Below are 19,129 nucleotides of genomic sequence, written 5' to 3'. Positions count from 1 at the left end.
AAATATCTCAGGGGTAGCTGATCGGGCTGCCGGTGACGCCGGTCGAGAAGCCGGCTCAAGGCCTCAGAGCAGCGCGCCAGCCTCGCGGCAGAGCTCCAGCAGCCAGCCGTTAGGCGAGTCCGGGGCGTCGCTGGCCCGCATCACGGCGCCGAACGGCGTGGGCGGCGGGGCGTTTGGCGGCTCGATCATCACCACCTTGCCGCGCTCGGCGGCGGTCTGGGCGAGACGGCGGGGCAGGATGCAGATCATGTCCGAGCGGGCGACCATGTTCAGGGCGCTGAACGAGTCCTGCACCGAGAACGACGGATCGGGGCTTTCGCCCAGGCCGTAGCGCTCGCCCCAGGAGGTCACCCGGCGCAGGCCAAGGTGCCCGGCCGAGGTGCGGTCGGGATCGTCGTTGCCGCCGGTCACGCCCAGGCGCGGCAGGCGGGCGAGGGCGGCGTGGTCCAGTCCCTGGGCGATCGCCGGGTGGCCGATCCGCGCGACCCAGACGCCGCTCTCGTCGAACAGCCGGGTGTGGGTGAAGCGGCCCGGCACGGCCTCGAAACAGCCGATGACCATGTCGAGCCGGCCGGTGTCGAGATCCTCGGTCATGCCGGCGTAGAGATTGCGGAAGTGGACCTGGACGTTGGGCGCCACCGCCATCACCCGCTCGGCGATCAGCGGACCCAGCACGTAGGTGATGTAGGTGCCCGCCGCGACGTTGAAGGCGTGCTGGTCGACGGACGGGTCGAAGCGCGGGGCCAGGACCGCCGTCTCCAGCAGCTTCAGGGCGGTGCGGGCGGTCTCGGCGATCTCCAGCGCGCGGGGCGTGGGGCGCAGGCCGGTCTGGCCGCGCACGAAGAGGTCGTCGCCGACCATCTCGCGCAGGCGGCGCAGGGCGTGGCTCACGGCCGACTGCGAAAGCCCCAGGCGCTCACCGGCGCGGGTGGCGTTGTTCTCCTCCAGCAGGGTCACGAAAACCCGGAAGAGATTGAGGTCGGCGGTTCTGAAATTCACGGCGTTCATGGCTGACGTGAAGAGATATCATTTCACTCATGATGGGTGGAGTCCTATCTGCCCGCTCAAGGTTCGCGATCGAACGGACCTAGCGATTCCCGAAAACTCGAAGAGACGTGGAGCAGCGCGTGAGCGACGCTGAAGGTTATGACGCCATCGCCGAAGCCGAGGCGGCCCGCAAGCGGCAAGGCAAGGTGCAAGGCAAGACGCTGGGCCAGCGGCTGCGCCTGCCGCTGATGATCGGCGTTCCGCTGGTCGTGCTGGCCGGCGTGGGCGTCGTGGTGCTGACCGGCGGCAAGTTCGAGACCACCGACAACGCCTATATCCAGTCCAGCCGCACGGCCATCAGCGCCAGCGTCGACGGCCGCGTGGTCGGCATCGAGGTGGGCGAGAACCAGGCCGTGAAGAAGGGCCAGGTGCTGTTCCGCCTGGATCCGGCCGACTATCAGGTCGCGGTGTCGGAGGCCGAGGCGGCCCTGGCCCAGGCCCGCTACGACGTCCAGGCCCGCCGCGCCGTCTACGGCCAGCGGCTGGCCGACATGGCCGCGGCCGAGGAAACCGCCGCCTATGCCAAGCGCGAGGCCGCCCGCCAGCGCGACCTGGCCGCCGCCGGCGTCGCCACCCAGGCCCAGGCCGACGAGGCCGGCCACGCCGCCGACCAGGCCCAGCGCCAGATCGGCGTCGTCCGCCAGCAGATCGCCACCGCCCTGGCCGACCTGGGCGGTTCGCCCGACGCCCCGACCGAGCGCCAGCCCAAGGTGCTGGAAGCCCAGGCCCGTCTCGAGCGCGCCAGGCTGGATCGCTCCTACGCCGCCGTGGTCGCTCCCGCCGACGGCGTGGTGGCCAAGGTCGAGCAGCTGCAGGTCGGCGCCCGTGTCACCGCCTCGCAGCCGGTGTTCTGGCTGATCTCGGGCAAGCCCTGGGTCGAGGCCAACTTCAAGGAAGACCAGCTGGCCCACATGCGCGTCGGCCAGCCGGCCAGCATCAAGGTCGACGCCTACGACCATCCGCTGAAGGCCCACGTCGCCAGCTTCAGCCCCGGCACCGGCTCCAGCTTCGCCCTGCTGCCGGCCGAGAACGCCAGCGGCAACTGGGTCAAGGTGGTGCAGCGCGTGCCCGTGCGCCTGATCCTCGATGAGGCCGTCCCGGGCAATCTGGGCGCGGGCCTCAGCGCCAAGGCGACGGTGGACGTCCGCTCGGGCCGCCAGGGATGAACGCCGCGCGGGCCCTTTCCGGCCACGATCGCGACGTCGCCAACCGCGGGCCCATCACCGTCTCGGTGATGCTGGCGACGATCATGATCTCGCTGGACACGACGATCGCCAACGTCGCCCTGCCGCACATCCAGGGCAGCGTCTCGGCCTCGGCCGACCAGATCACCTGGGTGCTGACCTCCTACATCGTGGCCGCCACGATCATGACGCCGCTGACCGGCTTCATGACCGAGCGCCTGGGCCGCAAGATGGTGCTGAACGTCTGCATCGTCGGCTTCACCATCGCCTCGATGCTGTGCGGCGTGGCCAACAGCCTCGTCGAGATCGTGCTGTTCCGGCTGCTGCAGGGCCTGTTCGGCGCGGCGCTGATCCCGCTGTCGCAGGCGGTGCTGCTCGACATCAACCCGCCCGAGCGTCACGGCCAGGCCATGGCCGTGTGGGGCGCCGGCGCGGTGCTGGGGCCGATCCTCGGCCCGGCCCTGGGCGGCTGGCTGACCGACAATCTCGACTGGCGCTGGGTGTTCTTCATCAACCTGCCGGTCGGGGTGCTGGCCTTCTGCGGGGTGTTCTTCTTCCTGTCCGAGAAGAAGGGAACCGAGAAGAAGCGCTTCGACATCCTTGGCTTCGCCAGCCTGGCCATCGCCATCGGCGCCTTCCAGCTGATGCTCGACCGCGGCCCTGGACAGGACTGGCTCGGCTCGGCCGAGATCTGGACCTATCTGATCGTCTGCGGGATCTCGCTGTGGGTGTTCGCCGTGCAGCTGGCGACGGCGCAGAAGCCGTTCGTCTCGCGCGCCCTGCTGGCCGACGCCAACTTCATGACCTGCTGCTTCTTCGGCTTCTTCATCGGCATACTGCTCTACAGCACCCTGGCCCTGCTGCCGCCGATGATGCAGACCCTGCTGGGCTATCCGGTGGCCTTCACGGGCCTGGTCTCGATGCCCCGGGGCCTGGGCTCGTTCATCGCCATGTTCGCCGTCGGCCAACTGGTCGGGCGGATGAACATCAAGCTGATCCTGGCGATCGGCATGGCTGTCAGCATCGTGTCGCTGTGGCAGATGAGCCATTTCAGCCTGGGCATGGACACCCACCTGATCATCATCTCCGGCTTCCTGTCGGGGGCGGGGACGGGCCTGATCTTCGTGCCGCTCAGCACCATCGCCTTCGCCACGGTGAAGCCGGAGCTGCGGGCCGAGGGCGCGGGCCTGTTCACCCTGGTGCGCAATATCGGCTCGGCGGCCGGCATCTCGATCATGCAGGCCCTGTTCGTCAGCGGCATCGAGAAGCACCACGCCGTGCTGGTCGAGCACGCCCGGCCCGACAATCCGCTCTACCAAGCCTACGCCAAGAGCGTGTTCCTGACCCACAGCGCCATGGCGGCCTTCAACGGCGTCATCAACCGCCAGGCCTCGATGCTGGCCTATCTCGACGACTTCCGCCTGATGCTGGTCATCACCGTGGCCTGCTCACCGCTCATCCTGCTCATGCGAACCCCGAAAGCCAAAGGGGGCGAGACCGTTCATGTCGCCGACCACTAAGACCTCCCGCCTGGCCGCCCTCGCCGGCGCGATCAGCCTCGCTGCGCTCGCCTCGGCCTGCACCACCGTCGGTCCGAACTTCCAGGCGCCAGAAGCGCCGAAGACGGCCGGCTACCTGGCCAAGGACGAGGCCTCTCCGGCCGCCGCCGCGACGCTGGACCAAGCTGGCGTCGGCCCATGGTGGACGGCGCTGGGCTCGCCCGAGCTCGACGCGGTGATCCGCCAGGCCCTGGCCGACAACCCCTCGCTGGTCGAGGCCGACGCCACCCTGGCGCAGGCCCGTTCGGCGCTAGCCGCCGCGCGCGGCCAGGCCGGGCCGCAGGTCAGCGCCAACGCCGGGATCGACCGCGAGCGCGCCAATCTCCAGGCCTTCGGCTTCACCAGCTTCGGCGACATCACGCTGAGCAACCCGACCTTCAGCCTCTATTCGGTGGGAGCGGGCGTCGGCTACGACCTCGACCTCTGGGGCGGCCAGAAGCGCCGGATCGAGGGCGCGACGGCGCGCGCCGAGGCGGAAGGCCGGCGCGCGGAGGCGGCCTATCTCAGCCTGACGGCCAATATCGCCCTGCAGGCGGCGACCATCGCCACGCTCCAGGCCCAGATCGCCAGCGTCGAGCGGATGATCGCCGACGATGAGGCCAACATCGCCCTGGTGCGCCGCGCCGACGCCCTGGGCGGGGCGACCCGCCTGGCCGGCGTCTCGGCCCAGGCCCAGCTCGAGCAGGACCGCGCGCAGCTGCCGCCGCTGCAAGGCGAACTGGCGGCCGCCCGTCACGCCCTGGCCCTGCTGGTCGGCAAGGCCCCGGCCGACTGGACGGCGCCGGCCTTCACGCTCGACACCCTGAAGCTGTCGGCCCCCGTGCCGGTGGTCCTGCCGTCGGCTCTGGTGCGCAAGCGTCCGGACATCCTGGCGGCCGAGGCCGAGCTGCATGCGGCCACCGCCGATATCGGCGTGGCCACGGCCGACCTCTATCCGAACCTCAAGCTCAGCGCCTCGCTGACCCAGGGCGCGCTGAAGCCTAAGGACATCTTCAGCTACGACGCCAGCGGCTGGGACGTGGGCGTGGGCCTGACGGCGCCGCTGTTTGACGGCGGAACGCTGAAGGCGCGGCGCGAGCAGGCGAGGGCGGCCGCCCGCGTCGCCTCGGCCCGCTACCAGCAGACGGTGCTGAGCGCCTTCGGCCAGGTGGCCGATGCGCTGGCGGCCCTGTCGGCCGACGAGGCCAGCCTGGCGGCGCAGGACCGCGTCGAGGCCCAGGCGAGCGAACGCCTGCGCCTGGCGCGCCTGGCCGTGGATCGCGGCGGCGGCACGATGCTGGAGGTGATCGACGCCCAGCGGGCGCTGAACGGCGCGCGTTCTACCCGCGCCCGCGCCGAAGGGCGCCGGCTGGCCGATGCGATCCGGCTGTTCGCCGCGACCGGCGCCGACTGGCGGCTCAGCCAGCCGTCTTGAGGATGTCGGCGATCCGCGCGGCGTCCGCCGCGTCGAGGTCCATGTAGAACGGCAGGCCCAGGGTCGAGCGCGCCAGGCGCTCGGTGTTGGGCAGGTCGGTGCGCGGGCACTCGGCGAAGGCGGGCGAGGCGTGGCAGCCGTCGCCCCACCACTGGCGGGTGTCGATGTCGGCGGCCTTGAGGGCGGCGGCCAGCCGCGGCGCGGCGCCGTCCGGCGTGCCGACCACGCAGACGCTGGTCGTCCAGTCGTGGCCCCAGCCCGGCTGGAAGCTCAGGTCGGAGGCGAACAGGGCCTGACGCAGCGTCTGGGCGGCGGTGAACCAGCGCAGGCGATCGCCCGGCCAGGCGTCGAGCGCGGCCAGGCCCACGGCCGCGGCGTACTCGCTGATCTTGGCGTTTGTGGCGGCGTGCTGCGACAGGCGCGAGCCTTCGAAGCCGAAGCCCGTCAGGCGACGCAGGCGGCTGGCCATGGCCGGGTCGTCGGTGACGACATAGCCGCCTTCGCCCATGCCCAGAACCTTGGTGGCGTGCAGGCTGACGACCGTCGGCAGGCGCGCGTCGCTGGCGGCGTCGAAAGCGGCCGCCGCGTCGAGGATCACTTTCACGCCGGTGCGGTCCTGGAAATCGAGCCAGGCGTCGACGTCGGGCATGCGGCCGAACGGGGCGACGATGATCACGGCGCTGACCGGCCCGGGCGCGCGGGGCAGGGCCGCTTCCAGCGTCTGCGGCGTCAGCATCCAGCTGTCGTGGTCGGCGTCGAGGAACCAGGGCATCAGCCCGGCCTGCACGGCCGCGTGCGCCGTGGCCACGAAGGTCCAGGACGGCATGGCGCACAGCGTTCCCGGCGTCGCGCCGAGGGCCTTGAGGGTCAGGGTCAGTCCCTGGGTGGCGTTGCTGCAGGTGACGGCAAGGGCGGAGGGGCCGAATCGATGGGCCAGGCGCTCTTCCAGCTCCTGCACCAGCGGGCCGAAGTTCGAATACCAGCGGGCGGTGTCGATGCGGCGAAGATAGGGAAGAATGGCGTCGGCCAGGGGCAGGCGAGGTTTCGCGACCGCGATTGGCGAAATGATGTCGGCGCGCGGATTGCGGGCGGTCTTGGCCATTGAGAATCCCCGAATGCGGTACGTAGCCTGTGCGTCACATGGTTAACGGACGCTAACCGTCGCCGTGTACGGGTTGCGACGGATTGCCTCGTCGCCTTGAAGCGGTATTCATCTCATCCGTCGCCGTCGTGTTCGGCGGTCATGGAGAAGCTTTCGATGTCGGCTACGTCGCCCGGCCCGGTGCGGGATCTGATCGAGCGCGGCTATCACGTGCTTCCTGGCGGCCTGGACGCCGACGCGGCGGGCCGACTGCTCGCCCGCATCCGTTATCTGCGCAGTTTCGGCGAGGAGCTGTTCCTCAGCGAGGAAGAGTTCGACGCCAACCCGCAGTATGTCGGCGTCAATCCGGCCCCCGGCCGCAACCTGCTGGAGCGCTTCGACGAGGAGCTGGCCTTCGTCGAGAAGGACACGGGCCTGACCGGCGCGGTGGCCGGCCTGCTGGGCGACGACTACGAGATCCTGCTCAAGAAGCTGATCTGCGGCGTGCCGGCCTCGGCCGTGCCCCAGTGGCTGAAGACGCGGATCCACGGCAACCCGGTCAACAACCTGGGCCCCTATGTGAGGCCGCAGTACCGGGACGTGACCTATTTCTACGGCATCGACTTCCACCAGGACCTGATCGACTACAAGGACCGGGAAGCCGACTTCATCACCCTCTATGTCTACCTGCACGACGTGGGCGAGCGGGACGCGCCGCTGTTCCTGCTGGAGAACAGCCAGACCCTGGGCGGCACGCTGTTTCCGCACGACCTGACCAAGGACGAGAGCGGCTGGACCTACAGCGATCGCAAGGGCGGGCAAGTGCACTGCCCGCAGCACCTGCTGGTCGGCCCGGCCGGTTATGCCGCCATGTGGCACGCCTGCACCCTGCACGGCACCCAGCCCGACGCGGCCGACCACGAACGCCTGTCGCTGCGCTACCTGATCGCCCGCAAGCCGACCCGCAAGGACACCGGCATCGACGCGGTCAACGCCACGCTGAAGGGCCCGCTGAGCCTGACGGCGACGCGCAACGATCTGGACGAGGCCGGGGCGGCCAAGGTGAAGGCCAACAGCGTCAACGAGGCTTAGGGGGCGTTTCCTCGAAGTCTCCCTTATCCGAGCGTCCCCGCGAAGGCGGGGACCCAAGCTGGCGTTCAGGATGGAGCGCGGCCGTTGATCACCTGCAGACTCGGCTTGGATCCCCGCCTTCGCGGGGATGCTCGGGTGAGAAAGTGAGACCTTATTGGGTCTTAGCGGCCATCTCCGCGAACGCCGCCTCCATCCGCCGCGTGAAGCCTGCCTCATCGCGATAGGGAGAGGCGTCCAGAGCCGGCCGGATCCTGGCGCGCAGGGCGGCCAGGGCCTCGTGGTCCTGGTCCAGACGCGCGGCGAAGGCGGCCATGGCGCTCCAGTCGTCGAACAGCAGCTCTTCCAGCCCCATGGCGCTGAGGGCCTCGACGGCGACGCGGCTGTAGTAGTCGCGGCCTCGGATCGCCAGCACCGGCACGCCACGCGAGACGGCCTCCATGGTCGTGGTGCCGCCGCCGACGGGACTGGGGTCCAGCGCGAAGTCGATCTGCGTGAAGGCCTGCTCGTATTCCTCGCCGGTCGTCTTGCCCTCGAACAGGATGCGCTGGGGCGCGATCCCGTGAGCGAGGAACCGGCACTGGATCGTGGTCTGCAGCACCGGATCAACGAAGTAGCTGTACTTGAACAGCAGGTCGGCCGTCGGGCAGGCGGCCAGCAAACCTGCCCAGCCGGCGACGGTCTCGTCGCTGATCTTGGCCGGATGGTTGAAGCTGCCGAAGGTCAGACGGCCAGTCTCGATCGCCGGGGAAGGCGAGGGGGCCGCCGTCGGCGTCGGCCTGAACGCCGCCAGGATCGGGCCGATGTCGTGCAGCGTCTCGACGAACAGCGGCGGGGCGTCGGCGGTCAGCATGTGCGAGCCGAGCATGGAGTAGTCCATGGCCTCCAGGCCCGTGGTCTGGATCCAGTTCAGCCAGGCGACCTGCACCGGCGCGGGCCGGCGGGCGAACACCGCCAGGCGGTTGCCCGAGGCGTGGCCCCAGACATCGACCAGCACATCGATCGCGTCGGCCCGGATCAGGTCGGCGTGGGCGTCGTAGGTCAGGGTCTTGCAGGACCGCACCGTGACGTGGCCGGGCAGGCGTTCACTCGTGGCATGATCCACATAGGCGAAGACCTCGAAGCGCTCTGTGTCGTGGTTCTCGAACACCAGGTCGACGAAGTGGCGCAGCTGGTTGGCGAAGCTGGGCGCCACATAGCCGACGCGCAGCTTGCGCGCGCCGTCCCAGGCGGGCGGGAAGGTCGGGGCGGCGGGCCTGACCTTGCGCATCACCTCGCCCCAGCGGCGGGCGGTGTCGGCCTGGCGCTGCAGGCCGTCCTTGGCGAACATCAGCGAATAGAGGACGAAGCCTGAAAGATAGGACGCCCCGGTCAGACCCACCGCCTTGTCGAAGGCCGCCAGCGCCGCCTCGATGCGGCCGGCGTGGTGCAGCGACTGGCCGTAGACGAAGAGGCCCTCGTTGGCCGCCACCGTGGGGTCGTTCAGCGCGCAGCCGCAGGCCGCGGCGGCGACCCCGACATAGTCCTCGGCGTAAAACAGCCGGCCCACATCGAGGGCGAAGGCGGCGTCGCGGGCGACCCGGTCCAGCGCGATGTCGTTCTCGCCCATCACCGTGAAAGCGTGGTTCATCCACGCGGTCTCGAAGGCCGCTCGGGCGCGGGCCTCCTCGCCCATCGCGCTCAGGGCGGCGGCGTGGAAGTAGTGGACCTGCACGTCGTCGCCGTTCCGGGCGGCCAGCGGACCCAGCAGCGTCTCGGCGCCGACGGCGTCGCCGGCCAGGAGCAGCTCCATCGCCCGGGGGAACACGTCTTGCGCCGACATTGAAGGTTTCCCGCAAATCAAACGGCTGGCCCTTGGGCCAACGACGCGCTTAGATTGCGCTCGACATTGTTCTGCAATGATTCATTCCGCGGCCGCGAGGCGTATATGTTGACCGCCAGGATCAAGGCGATCGCAGGTCACCTGCCCGAAGGCCGCCTGACCAACGACGCCTTGGCCGCACGCTTCCCCGACTGGAGCGCCGACAAGATCCTGGAAAAGACGGGCATAGCCGAGCGCCGCATCGCGGCCGACGGCGAGACCGCGCTCGACCTCGCCGAGGGCGCCGCGCGGGCCCTGCTGGCGAAGGAAGGCCTCGATCCGGGCGAGGTCGACTTTCTGCTGCTGTGCACCCAGACGCCCGACTACGTGCTGCCGACCAGCGCCTGCCTGTTGCAGGCCCGCCTTGGCCTGCCGACCAGCGCCGGGGCCCTGGACTTCAACCTGGGCTGCTCGGGCTTCGTCTACGGTCTCAGCCTCGCCAAGGCCCTGATCGAGAGCGGCCAGGCCCGGCGCGTGCTGCTGGTCACCGCCGACACCTATTCCAAGCTGCTGGATCCCGACGACCAGAGCGTGCGCACCCTGTTTGGCGACGGCGCCGCCGCCACCCTGGTCGAGGCGGTCGAGGCCGACGCGCCTCTGATCGATCCCGTGGTGTTCGGCACCGACGGCAAGGGCGGCGAGCACCTGATGGTTCGACGTGGCGGCTTCCGCGAGCCCTCGGCCGGCGGCGACATGGTGCTGCGGATGGACGGTCCGGCGGTGATGGCCTTCACCCTCGGCCACGTGCCCAAGGCCGTGGACGGCCTGCTGCAACGCACCGGGCGGACGATGGAGGAGCACGACCTCTTCGTCTTCCACCAGGCGAACGGCTTCATCCTGGAGCGCCTGCGCAAGAAGCTCGCCATCGAACCCGAGCGCTTCGTCATCGACATGCGCGAGGTGGGCAACACCGTGTCGTCGACCATTCCGCTGGCGCTCGCCCCATTGTTGCAGGGCGCGGGCGCCCCTAGAGGAGCCCCCAGACGAGCGATGCTGGTGGGCTTCGGCGTGGGCCTGTCGTGGGCCGCCGCCAGCGTCGTCATTTGAGGAGACAAGAATGAGCGCCCTTTACGCCGGACTGGCCGAGATCTTCGAGGTCGACGAGTCCGAGATCTCGCCGGCGGCCGAGCTGGCCGCCTTCAACTGGGACTCGCTGGCGATCATCTCGACCCTGGCCCTGGTCGACGAGGTCCATGGCGTGCTCGTCGACGGTCAGGCCCTGGCCAAGTGCGAGACCGTGGCCGATATCGAGGCGCTGGTCGCCAAGGAAACCGCCTGATGCAGCCCGCGCCCGGCGGCTATCGGGTCGAAGGCGTCCGTCTGGCGGGCGTGGTCTCGACCGTGCCCGCCAGGCGGCTGGAGAACCAGGCGTTCGAGGACCGTCTCGGCGAGGCGGCCGTCGCCGACGTCGCCAAGATGACCGGCGTGCAGACCCGCTACTGGGTCGAGCCGGGCCAGACCACGGCCGACCTCTGCCAGGCCGCGGCCGAGCGGCTGATCGAGCGCCTGGCCTGGGACCGCGCCTCGATCGACGGGGTGATCTTCGTCTCCCAGACCCCCGACCACGCCCTGCCGGCCAGCGCCTGCCTGCTGCACGGCAAGCTTGGTCTTTCGCCGCACGCCCAGGCCTTCGACGTCGGCATGGGCTGCTCGGGATACGTCTACGGCCTGTGGCTGGCGTCGTGCCTGCTGCAAGCCGGCCTGAAGCGCGTGCTGCTGCTGGCCGGCGACACGATTAGTCCCTTGCTCGATCCCGACGACCGCGCCACCGCCGTGCTGTTCGGCGACGCCGGCTCGGCCACCGCGCTGGAGCGCGAGGCGTCCGCCGCGCCCCTGCATTTTCGCCTCGGCACCGACGGGACCGGCGCGACCGACCTGATCGTGCAGGACGGCGGCTTCCGCTCGCCCTGCGGTCCCGCCGGCGCCATCGCCCCGACCCTGAAGATGGACGGCAACGCCGTCTTCGCCTTCACCCTGCGCGCGGTGCCGGCCCTGATCGAGGCCGTGCGCGCCGACGCCGGCCTGACGGCCGAGGACGTCGACTTCCACCTGCTGCACCAGGCCAACCAGTTCATGTTGCGCCACATCGGCAAGAAGGCGAAGGCCCCGCCCGAGCGCCTGCCGATCAACATCGGCAAGTTCGGCAACACCAGCTCGGCGACCCTGCCGCTGCTGCTGACCGACGCCGTGGCAGAGCGCTTGAGCGGTGAAGCCGCGACCCTGGTCCTGGCCGGGTTCGGCGTGGGCTATTCCTGGGGCGCGGTCGCCGGCCGCTTCGGCCCTCTCGACTGCGTGGAGACGCTGTACCTGTGAGCCTGCATCCCGAAGCCCTGGCGGATAAGACCATTCTCGTCACCGGCGCCTCGTCGGGCCTTGGGCGGGCGACGGCCCAGGCCCTGGCGGCGGTCGGCGCCCGTGTGATCGCCGCCGGCCGCGACGCAGGGCGGCTCGACCAGACTCTGGCCAGCCTCGCCGGCGAAGGCCACGTCTCCCTGATCCAGGATCTCTCCGAGGGCGACGCCGCCACCGACGCGGTGGCCAAGGCCGCCATCGAAGCCGGCGGGCTGGACGGGATCTTCCACGCCGCCGGGATCGAGATGGTCCTGCCCATCCGCATGACCAAGGACGCCAAGCTCGACGAGGTGATGGGCGCGTCCTTCGGCAGCGCCTTCGCCGTCGCCCGCGCCGCCGCCAAGGCCAAGGTGATGAAGGACGAGGGCTCGATCGTCGTGGTCAGCTCGGTCGCCGCCGAGCGTGGCCGTGCGGGCATGACCGCCTACGCCGCCTCCAAGGCCGCCGTGGAAGGCCTCGTGCGGTCGCTGGCCTGCGAACTCGCGCCACGCCGCATCCGCGTCAACGGCCTGGCGGCCGGCGCGGTCGAGACCGAGATGCACGAGCGGATCACCCGCGGCCTGACGGGCGACGGGATCGAGGCCTATCGCGCGCGCCACCTTCTGGGCTTCGGCCGGCCGCAGGACGTAGCGACCGTGGCGGCCTTTCTGCTGACCCCGGCCGCGGCCTGGGTCACCGGCGCGATCTGGGACGTGGACGGCGGCTACAAGGCAGCATGACTGGGCCGCCTGACAAGACTACACGGAGGAACGACAGATGGACTACGTGATGGTCGGGGGCGGCGCGCTCGCCCGGGAAATTCTCGACTGGTTCGGCCCGCAGTTCGCCAAGAGCGGCGACCGCTTCATCGGCTATCTCGACGACGGCGACGCGCCGATGGCCGCTTTCGGCCGCGACCTGCCGTACCTCGGCAAGATCGCCGGCCACGTTCCGGCGGCCGGCGTCCAGCTGGTGATGGGCATCGGCACGCCGGCGGGCAAGACGGCGGTCGGCAAGGCCCTGCGCGCGGCTGGCGGCAGGTTCGCCACCCTGGTTCACGACCGGGCCTTCGTCACCGCCTCGGCCAGGCTGGGCGAGGGCGTGCTGGTGGGGCCGTTCGCCAATGTCTCGTCCGACAGCAAGGTCGAGGACCTCGTCACCATCAACGGCCATTCCGGCGTCGGTCACGACGTGGTGCTGGGCGCCGGTTCGACCCTCAGCTGCCACGTCGACCTGACGGGCCGGGTGAAGGTGGGCGAGGGGGTGTTCTTCGGCTCCGGCGCGCGGGTGCTGCCCGGCGTGAGCATCGGGGCGGGCGGAACGATCGGGGCCGGCGCGGTGATCGTCCGCGACACCGTCGCGGGCGGCACCTACTACGCCGCGCCCGCCAGAAAGCTGTAAGTTCGAAAGCTCTGATGACGCCTCAGGTCGACGCGCTCTACCGCCGCTACTGGCACCTGGTCGCCCACCGCTCGGAAGTGGCCGAGCCGGGCGCCTGGTTGCGCCTGGACTGGGCGTTCGGCGACCTGCTGGTGTTCAACGACGACGGCGAGATCGGGGCCTTCGACAATGTCTGCCCGCATCGCGGCGCGCGCTTCTTCGTCGGCGACCATGGCGTCGGGCCGATGCTGTGCCCCTATCACGGCTGGCGCTACGGCGGCGGCGCCCTGAAGCCGGCCCTGGCCAAGAGCTTCGATCCCGAGGTGCTGGCCGCCCAGACCATCGGCCGCTATCGCACCGCCTGGTGCGGCGACTTCCTGTTCGTCGGCGTCGAACCCGAGCAGGACCTCGCCGAGCAACTGGGCGGCGCGGCGGCGCAGCTGGAGACGGTGTCGAAGCTGATCACCGCGCGCCGCGACTTCCACGCCCTGCCGTTCGAATGCGACTGGCGGGTAGCGGTCGAGAACGCACTGGAGACCTACCACGTCAACCTGATCCACGGCGAAACCCTGGCGAGCCTGGCCATGGTCGAGAAGAGCCTGGTCGTCGACGGCCCCAACCTGACCTGGGAGGGCGAGGTCACCGACAAGCGCACCCTGCGCGGTCTCTCCGCCCTGGGGCGTTACTTCGACGCCGCCGAGGCCTATCAGGGCTACTGGACCATCCACGTCTTTCCGTTCGCGATGATCTCGTCGACCTTCGGCTATTCCTACGCCGTACAGACCTATTTCCCGGCCCGCGAGGGGCGGCGGACCCACTTCTGCACCCGCTTGCTCGACGGCCGCGTGCGCCCCGGCGCCGAACGGGCGGTCGAGGCCTTCCTCGACTCCAGCGCCGAGATGAACCGTCGGATCTTCGACGAGGATCGCCAGATCTGCGAACGCGTCAGCCCCGCCTACGACCTGGAAAAGCCCCAGCGGGCCTTCGCACGATCCGAAGAGCGCCTGCGGCTCCTGCATGAGCGGCTGTCGGCGATGAAAACCCCTCTCTCTTAGAGAGAGGGAGGGGCCCGCCGCGAAGCGGTGGGAGGGTGAGAGGTTTCACCGCCGGCAGGCAAATTCGGACGTGTGATTATGTGTCGGTAAGTATCTGAAAAATAATCGGATAAATGGCCTAGACTCGCGTTGTGTGACGCCGCGCCTCGTTCGGAGAGTTTGTTACCTCTCACCCTCCCACGCCTTCGGCGCGGGCCCCTCCCTCTCTCAAAGAGAGAGGGATCCTGTCGGGCGGCTAGACTTGATCCGGCCACTTCGCCGCGAACATCCCGAGATAGGCCTTCTCCAGCGTCCGCGCCACCAGCGCCTCGTCGCGGAACGAGGCCTTGGCGAAGCCTGCCCAGGTGCGGTCGCGCAGGGCCTGCAGGCTGGCCGGATCGGCCGCCGCCGCCGCGGCCTTGGCGACGTAGTCGTCCCAGCTGTCGGCCACCAGGTCGGGCAGGCCCGCGCCCTCGACGAGTTGAACGCCGATGCGGCTGTAGAAGGTCGGCCCGCGCAGGGTGATCACCGGCACGCCGCGGGCGAGGGCTTCCAGGGTGGTGGTGCCGCCGGGGCAGGGGGAGGGGTCGAGCGACAGGTCGATCCTGGCGAAGGCCTGCTCGTACTCGTCGCCCTGCGCGTGGCCCTCGTAGACCAGCCGATCGGGGTCCACGCCATGGGCGGCGAAGCGCGCCGTCGTGGCGCGGGCCAGCACCGGATCCTCGAAATAGCGGTACTTGAGCAGCAGCCGCGAGCCCGCGACGGCGAGCAGCAGCCGCGACCAGCCGGCGACCGCCTCGTCGCTCAGCTTCGACGGATTGATGAAGCTGCCGAAGGTGACGCTTCCGCTGGTCAGGCTGGGGGCGGGGGAGGGCGTCGCCGGATCGGCGCGGAACGGGGCCGAGATCGGCTCCACCGACCAGACGGTCTCGGTGAACAGCGTCTCCATGCCGGGCGTCAGGATCGACTGCGAGTGGATGGCGAAGTCCATCGCGCGCAGGCCCGTGGTCTGCTGGTAGTTCAGCCAGGTGGCCTGCACGGGCGCCGCCCGGCGGGCGAAGATGCCCAGCCGCGAGCCGGAGGTGTGGCCCCAGGCGTCGATCAGCACGTCGATCTGGTCCTGACGGATAAGGGCGACGGCTTCGTCGTCCTTCAGCGCGCCGATCGGGCGCACGGTCGGTCTGGCGGCCCAGTCCGTCGTGTCGGCCTCATTCGGATAGAGGAAGATCTCGAACCGCTCGGTGTCGTGATGGTCGAGCAGCGGAGCCATGAACTGGCGGATCTGGCCGCTGGAGAACACTGGCGCCACATAGCCGACGCGCAGCCGGCGGCCGGCCAGCGGGGCCGGGGGCTGGGCGGACGTCAGCACAGGTGTCTCGAAGCGCTCGGCCCAGGCTCTGGCGGCCTGGGCGTGCCGCGCCACGCCGTCGGCGACCATGAACAGGCTGTAGAGCTCGAACTGCTGGGCCGGCGCGCTGTTTGGCATGGCTTCCGAAAGCGCGCGGAAGATGTTGTTGGCCTCTTCGGCGCGGCCCTGGTGCAGGAAGGCCAGCCCCAGCGACACCAGCGCCTGCGGCTCCTCCCGACCGGCGATGACCGCCAGGCCGAAGGCGACGGAGGCGCAGGCCGGATAGTTGGCGTTGTAGAGGCGATGGCCGATCTGCAGCGCGTACTCGCCGTCGGTCGTCAGCCGCTTGGCGTCGCCGCCGATGGCGCGGATGACCGCTAGGCCGTGGGTCAGGCGCGCGTCGTTCAGGGTCTGGGCGGCGGCGGGATCGCGATTGGCCGCCTGGGCCGAGGCCAGCCAGTAGAGCGGCTCGGCCGTGCCCGGCGCCTTGGCGACGGCGGCCTTGGCCGTGTGCAGGGCCACGGCGGGCTTGCCCGTCAGCAGCGCGTTGCGGGTGCGAAGAAGATCCTGCTCGGGCGCGGCCATGGATTGCGACGGTCTCGAGGTGAGGCCCGCGCCCCCCATGGACGAAAACGAGTCACCTAACCACCGATTGTAGCCGATCGGCCGGATCGCCAGAAAGGCGGTTCGGGCGGCTCGCAGCGTCTCAATGTGTCATCCGCGCGCCGCCCCAGACGACCGCCGGCGGCGCGGCCGCGTCGCTGGAGACGGCTACCAGCTCGACCACCTTCACGCCTTTGATCGGCGCGTTCAGCGCCACCGGCGCGTCGCCGGCCCGCAGCGGCTTGCTGCGCGCCAGGAGGCGACCGTCGCCATAGACGGCCAGCCGCACGCTCGCGCCCGAGGCCTTCGAGGCGTCATCGACGCCGACGCTGGCGGAGAAGCGTTGAAACTCGCCGGCGGCCAGCACCTCCAGGCGCGAATTGGCCAGCACGCCGATCCCGTGGGCGAAGCGGCGGCCGTTCACCGCCAGCGGCGTGCGGTAGGGCGAGAAGTCGGCCTGGCCGCCGCCGGTGTGGCCGGCAGGCCCGACCGGTCCGTCGAAGCCGTCGGCCGGCGGCGGCCATGAGGGCTCCTGGGCCACGTGGATGCGGGCGGGGATTTCCGACAGCAGCACGCCGTCGGCGATCAGCGGCGCGCCCCGGATCTCGAACACCTTGGTCTCGCGCGGCGCCAGGTCGAAGGCGGCCCGGCCGGTGAAGCTCGGCGCGTCCTTGCCGGTCCAGAGGTCCCGCAGGGCCACGGGCGTGTCGGCGGACAACTTCAGCTGTTCGTTCGTCAGCGTGATCTTCGCCGGCTGGTCGCCGCGGTTGAACAGAGCCACGGCCTTGCGCCCGCCGCTTAGCGTCTTGAGCAGAATCTGCGCCTCGCCCTCGTGGTGGACCAGCACGGCCTGGTCACCCAGCGGGTCCTGGTTCACTGCGACGAGATCGGCGGCGCCCCAGATGTCGAGCAGCGCCTTGGGCACCTGGCGCAGGTCGTAGCCGATCAGCAGCGGGGCGGCGGTCATGGCCCACAACGCAAAGTGGCTGCGGGCCTCGGTCAGGTGGTTTTCGTCGAAGTCGCCGGCCCCGATGTGGAGCATGTCCGGGTCGTTCCAGGCCCCTGGGCGGGCGTAGAGCGAGCGCGTCGCCACGCTGTCGAACGAGCGCAGCATCGCGCTCCAGCGCGGGCTGATGTCGGGGCTGGTGCGCCACAGGGCGCCGACCTCGCCGCCCCAGGCGCGCACGTCGCCGCGGCCCCAGGTGCAGATCGACAGCACGCGCTCGCCGTCGGCGCCGTGGCGGGCCATGGCGGCGGCGACCTGGCGATACATCGCCTCGATCTGGGCCGAGGCGTCCTTGGCCGGTTCGCGGCGGACGATCAGCGGCTCGCGCGGCCGATAGCCGTTGCGGCTCAAGACCGGCGCGCCGGGCGCGTAGTCGGCCAGGCCGCAGGCGTCGACCTTCACATAGTCGAAGCCCCAGGTTCCGAAGAAGAGATCGATGTCCTGATCGACATGGCCCTCAAGCCCGACCTCGCGCTCGGCCGTCGAGCCGACCGGCAGGTTGGGCGACTTCAGGTCCCAGGCCTGCGAGCAGGCGTTACGGCCGATGTCGGTATAGATGCCGGCCTTCAGGCCCATGCCGTGCAGGCGATCGACGAACGGCTTGAAGCTGGAGTCGCCGCCGGGAACCTCGGCGCTGGGAAAGATCGCCGTGCGGATCTCCAGCCGGCCGTCGCTCTGCCGGCGCCTCAGCCACCAGCCGTCGTCGAGATTGACGTGCACGTAGCCCAGCCTGGCCAGGCCGGTGTCGACCAGGGCCTGGGCCGAGCCCATGACCTTGGCCTCGTCGACCTCGGTGCGGAAGGCGTTCCAGGCGTTCCAGCCCATAGGCGGTTTGGCCGCCGCGCCCGGCTTCCGGGCTGTCCAGCGGCCCGTCGGCTTCAGGTCGCCGTCCTGGGCGAGGGCGACGACCGGCGCGGCCAGCAGGGCCAGCGCCGCCGTCGCCGTCAGGAGTTTGCGCAGGCGGCGACGGGGCAGGGGGCGCATGGCGGTTTCAGGCCCCCAGCATGTTGCCGTAGCCGATCACCACCGTCGCGCCGACCAGCAGGGCGACGCCGGCCCAGACCATGTTGCGCACGGCGGGACGGGCGTCCTTCCATTCCTTGAAGGCGAAGCCCCACAGCGTGCCGAAGATGATGATGCTGGCCATGTGCAGGGTCCAGCTGGAGAAGCCGAACTTGCCCATCTGGCTTTCGCCCATGGTGTAGAAGAAGAACTGGAAGTACCAGGCCGTGCCGGCCAGGGCGCTGAGCAGGTAGTTGGCCAGCAGCGGCGGCCGGTCCGCCGATTCCTTGGCGTCGGGCGTGCGGCCGATCCATTGGCCGGCGCTGCGGTTCCTGACGATCAGGAAGGCGCACCAGACGCCGTTGGTGATCAGGCCGCCGAACATCACCAGGCACAGCACCGGCAGGCCGGTCCACAGCGGGCCGGTGCCGGCCGCCGCCGAGATCGCCTTGATCGGCTCGCCGGCCGCAAGACCGAAGGCGAAGCAGGCCGACATGACGCCCGAGAACACCGCCACGGCGATGCCCTTGCGGAAATCGAACTCGGCCACCGCCGCGCGCTTTTCCTCCGGCGACAGGTCGCCGTCCTTCTTGGCGCCGGCCCAGGCCACCACGACGATGCCGGCCAGGGTCATCAGCAAGCCCAACAGGATGATCCGGCCAGAGGTCGTGGCCAGCAGGGCGTCGGCGAAGGTGCCGCGCACCAGCGGCGGGATCAGGGTGCCGAACACGGTGCAGAGGCCCAGCACCACGGCCATGCCCAGCGACAGGCCCAGATACCGCATGGTCAGCCCGTAGGTCAGGCCGCCGAAGCCCCACAGCACGCCGAACAGCACGCAGAGGCCGACAACGCTCGACGGAACCTGGGCCATGACGCCGAGTAGATCGTGCGTTTGCAAGGAAGCGAAGAACCAGGGTGCCAGCAGCCAGGAGAACACGCCGCCGGTCAGCCAGTAGATCTCCCAGGACCAGCGCCGAATGCCGCGATAGGGCACGTAGAAACTGGCCGAGGCCAAACCGCCCAGCCAATGGAAAAGGACGCCCAACAGCGGATTCAACGCCAACTCCCGTAATTTGGAACTTTGTTCTAATTAATGAGATGGTCGGTGCGCCGAGCGGATCTGTCAATGCGTCGCCGTGTTTGCCGGAGGCAATCGCGTCCTGGACTTGTAGCGGCGAGGTTTGCGACTA

16 protein-coding genes are annotated in these 19,129 nt (G+C 70.1%); 10 read left to right on the top strand and 6 right to left on the bottom strand.

What is annotated here, in order from left to right:
- Nucleotides 1-63 precede the first annotated feature (63 nt).
- Nucleotides 64-1,008, bottom strand: coding sequence for a LysR family transcriptional regulator (locus tag AC1RRS_RS12280; protein ID WP_492855417.1), 945 nt, complete (start codon nt 1,006-1,008; stop codon nt 64-66).
- A 119-nt stretch (nt 1,009-1,127) separates the two neighbouring features.
- On the opposite strand from AC1RRS_RS12280, the gene AC1RRS_RS12275 reads away from it, so the two are divergent.
- The 3 genes from AC1RRS_RS12275 to AC1RRS_RS12265 are packed head-to-tail and all read left to right on the top strand — an operon-like array spanning nt 1,128 to nt 5,204.
- Nucleotides 1,128-2,213, top strand: a complete 1,086-nt coding sequence (locus AC1RRS_RS12275) for an HlyD family secretion protein (protein ID WP_492855416.1) — start codon at nt 1,128-1,130, stop codon at nt 2,211-2,213.
- A complete protein-coding gene (locus AC1RRS_RS12270) occupies nt 2,210-3,751 on the top strand; it encodes an MDR family MFS transporter (RefSeq protein WP_492855415.1) in 1,542 nt (513 codons plus the stop codon). The genes AC1RRS_RS12275 and AC1RRS_RS12270 overlap by 4 nt, the downstream gene beginning before the upstream one ends.
- Complete coding sequence (locus AC1RRS_RS12265) at nt 3,735-5,204, top strand: efflux transporter outer membrane subunit (protein ID WP_492855414.1); 1,470 nt, start codon at nt 3,735-3,737, stop codon at nt 5,202-5,204. Before AC1RRS_RS12270 ends, AC1RRS_RS12265 begins: the two co-directional genes overlap by 17 nt.
- Here AC1RRS_RS12265 and AC1RRS_RS12260 read toward each other — a convergent pair.
- On the bottom strand, nt 5,188-6,306 hold the full coding sequence (locus AC1RRS_RS12260) for a DegT/DnrJ/EryC1/StrS family aminotransferase (RefSeq protein ID WP_492855413.1): 1,119 nt from the start codon (nt 6,304-6,306) through the stop codon (nt 5,188-5,190). The genes AC1RRS_RS12265 and AC1RRS_RS12260 overlap by 17 nt on opposite strands.
- Before the next feature lie 156 nt (nt 6,307-6,462).
- Here AC1RRS_RS12260 and AC1RRS_RS12255 point away from each other — a divergent pair, with 156 nt between their 5' ends.
- The gene (locus AC1RRS_RS12255; protein ID WP_492855411.1) at nt 6,463-7,377 is read left to right on the top strand and encodes a phytanoyl-CoA dioxygenase family protein; all 915 of its coding nucleotides are present in this window, start codon (nt 6,463-6,465) and stop codon (nt 7,375-7,377) included.
- 151 nt (nt 7,378-7,528) lie between these two features.
- Here the strand turns inward: AC1RRS_RS12255 and AC1RRS_RS12250 are convergent, their stop codons facing one another.
- Nucleotides 7,529-9,196 (bottom strand): O-linked N-acetylglucosamine transferase, SPINDLY family protein, encoded by a 1,668-nt coding sequence (locus tag AC1RRS_RS12250; protein ID WP_492855410.1) that lies wholly within the window; start codon nt 9,194-9,196, stop codon nt 7,529-7,531.
- Between the two features lie 105 nt (nt 9,197-9,301).
- Here AC1RRS_RS12250 and AC1RRS_RS12245 point away from each other — a divergent pair, with 105 nt between their 5' ends.
- The 6 genes from AC1RRS_RS12245 to AC1RRS_RS12220 are packed head-to-tail and all read left to right on the top strand — an operon-like array spanning nt 9,302 to nt 14,001.
- Nucleotides 9,302-10,282: a 3-oxoacyl-ACP synthase III family protein gene (locus AC1RRS_RS12245; RefSeq protein WP_492855409.1), complete on the top strand. Its 981-nt coding sequence runs from the start codon at nt 9,302-9,304 to the stop codon at nt 10,280-10,282.
- A 10-nt stretch (nt 10,283-10,292) separates the two neighbouring features.
- On the top strand, nt 10,293-10,514 hold the full coding sequence (locus AC1RRS_RS12240) for a phosphopantetheine-binding protein (protein WP_492855408.1): 222 nt from the start codon (nt 10,293-10,295) through the stop codon (nt 10,512-10,514).
- Entirely contained in the window at nt 10,514-11,548 is a 1,035-nt protein-coding gene (locus AC1RRS_RS12235) for a 3-oxoacyl-ACP synthase III family protein (protein ID WP_492855407.1), read from the top strand. The genes AC1RRS_RS12240 and AC1RRS_RS12235 overlap by 1 nt, the downstream gene beginning before the upstream one ends.
- Nucleotides 11,545-12,306 (top strand): SDR family NAD(P)-dependent oxidoreductase, encoded by a 762-nt coding sequence (locus AC1RRS_RS12230; RefSeq protein WP_492855405.1) that lies wholly within the window; start codon nt 11,545-11,547, stop codon nt 12,304-12,306. Before AC1RRS_RS12235 ends, AC1RRS_RS12230 begins: the two co-directional genes overlap by 4 nt.
- Before the next feature lie 37 nt (nt 12,307-12,343).
- Entirely contained in the window at nt 12,344-12,967 is a 624-nt protein-coding gene (locus tag AC1RRS_RS12225) for an LbetaH domain-containing protein (protein ID WP_492855404.1), read from the top strand.
- Between the two features lie 14 nt (nt 12,968-12,981).
- Nucleotides 12,982-14,001, top strand: a complete 1,020-nt coding sequence (locus AC1RRS_RS12220; protein ID WP_492855403.1) for an aromatic ring-hydroxylating oxygenase subunit alpha — start codon at nt 12,982-12,984, stop codon at nt 13,999-14,001.
- Between the two features lie 235 nt (nt 14,002-14,236).
- Here AC1RRS_RS12220 and AC1RRS_RS12215 read toward each other — a convergent pair whose 3' ends face one another.
- The 3 genes from AC1RRS_RS12215 to rhaT form a co-directional block, all read right to left on the bottom strand.
- Nucleotides 14,237-15,913, bottom strand: coding sequence for an O-linked N-acetylglucosamine transferase, SPINDLY family protein (locus AC1RRS_RS12215; protein WP_492855401.1), 1,677 nt, complete (start codon nt 15,911-15,913; stop codon nt 14,237-14,239).
- Nucleotides 15,914-16,034: 121 nt separating this feature from the next.
- Complete coding sequence (locus AC1RRS_RS12210) at nt 16,035-17,921, bottom strand: NPCBM/NEW2 domain-containing protein (RefSeq protein WP_492855400.1); 1,887 nt, start codon at nt 17,919-17,921, stop codon at nt 16,035-16,037.
- A gap of 7 nt (nt 17,922-17,928) precedes the next feature.
- A complete protein-coding gene (gene rhaT, locus AC1RRS_RS12205) occupies nt 17,929-18,984 on the bottom strand; it encodes an L-rhamnose/proton symporter RhaT (RefSeq protein WP_492855399.1) in 1,056 nt (351 codons plus the stop codon).
- Between the last annotated feature and the right edge of the window lie 145 nt (nt 18,985-19,129).

It is taken from the genome of Caulobacter sp. GW821-FHT12A07 (genome assembly GCF_058807655.1).
Note: the sequence above shows the minus strand (reverse complement) of the source record. Positions and strands in the feature narration are given on the sequence as shown.

Bases quoted from the DNA above. Each gene is read 5' to 3' on its own strand.
- AC1RRS_RS12280 (WP_492855417.1), bottom strand. From the start codon at position 1,008: ATGAACGCCGTGAATTTCAGAACCGCCGACCTCAATCTCTTCCGGGTT.
- AC1RRS_RS12225 (WP_492855404.1), top strand. From the start codon at position 12,344: ATGGACTACGTGATGGTCGGGGGCGGCGCGCTCGCCCGGGAAATTCTC.
- AC1RRS_RS12235 (WP_492855407.1), top strand. From the start codon at position 10,514: ATGCAGCCCGCGCCCGGCGGCTATCGGGTCGAAGGCGTCCGTCTGGCG.
- AC1RRS_RS12240 (WP_492855408.1), top strand. From the start codon at position 10,293: ATGAGCGCCCTTTACGCCGGACTGGCCGAGATCTTCGAGGTCGACGAG.
- AC1RRS_RS12250 (WP_492855410.1), bottom strand. From the start codon at position 9,196: ATGTCGGCGCAAGACGTGTTCCCCCGGGCGATGGAGCTGCTCCTGGCC.
- AC1RRS_RS12215 (WP_492855401.1), bottom strand. From the start codon at position 15,913: ATGGCCGCGCCCGAGCAGGATCTTCTTCGCACCCGCAACGCGCTGCTG.
- AC1RRS_RS12255 (WP_492855411.1), top strand. From the start codon at position 6,463: ATGTCGGCTACGTCGCCCGGCCCGGTGCGGGATCTGATCGAGCGCGGC.
- AC1RRS_RS12265 (WP_492855414.1), top strand. From the start codon at position 3,735: ATGTCGCCGACCACTAAGACCTCCCGCCTGGCCGCCCTCGCCGGCGCG.
- AC1RRS_RS12260 (WP_492855413.1), bottom strand. From the start codon at position 6,306: ATGGCCAAGACCGCCCGCAATCCGCGCGCCGACATCATTTCGCCAATC.
- AC1RRS_RS12210 (WP_492855400.1), bottom strand. From the start codon at position 17,921: ATGCGCCCCCTGCCCCGTCGCCGCCTGCGCAAACTCCTGACGGCGACG.
- AC1RRS_RS12270 (WP_492855415.1), top strand. From the start codon at position 2,210: ATGAACGCCGCGCGGGCCCTTTCCGGCCACGATCGCGACGTCGCCAAC.
- AC1RRS_RS12245 (WP_492855409.1), top strand. From the start codon at position 9,302: ATGTTGACCGCCAGGATCAAGGCGATCGCAGGTCACCTGCCCGAAGGC.
- AC1RRS_RS12220 (WP_492855403.1), top strand. From the start codon at position 12,982: ATGACGCCTCAGGTCGACGCGCTCTACCGCCGCTACTGGCACCTGGTC.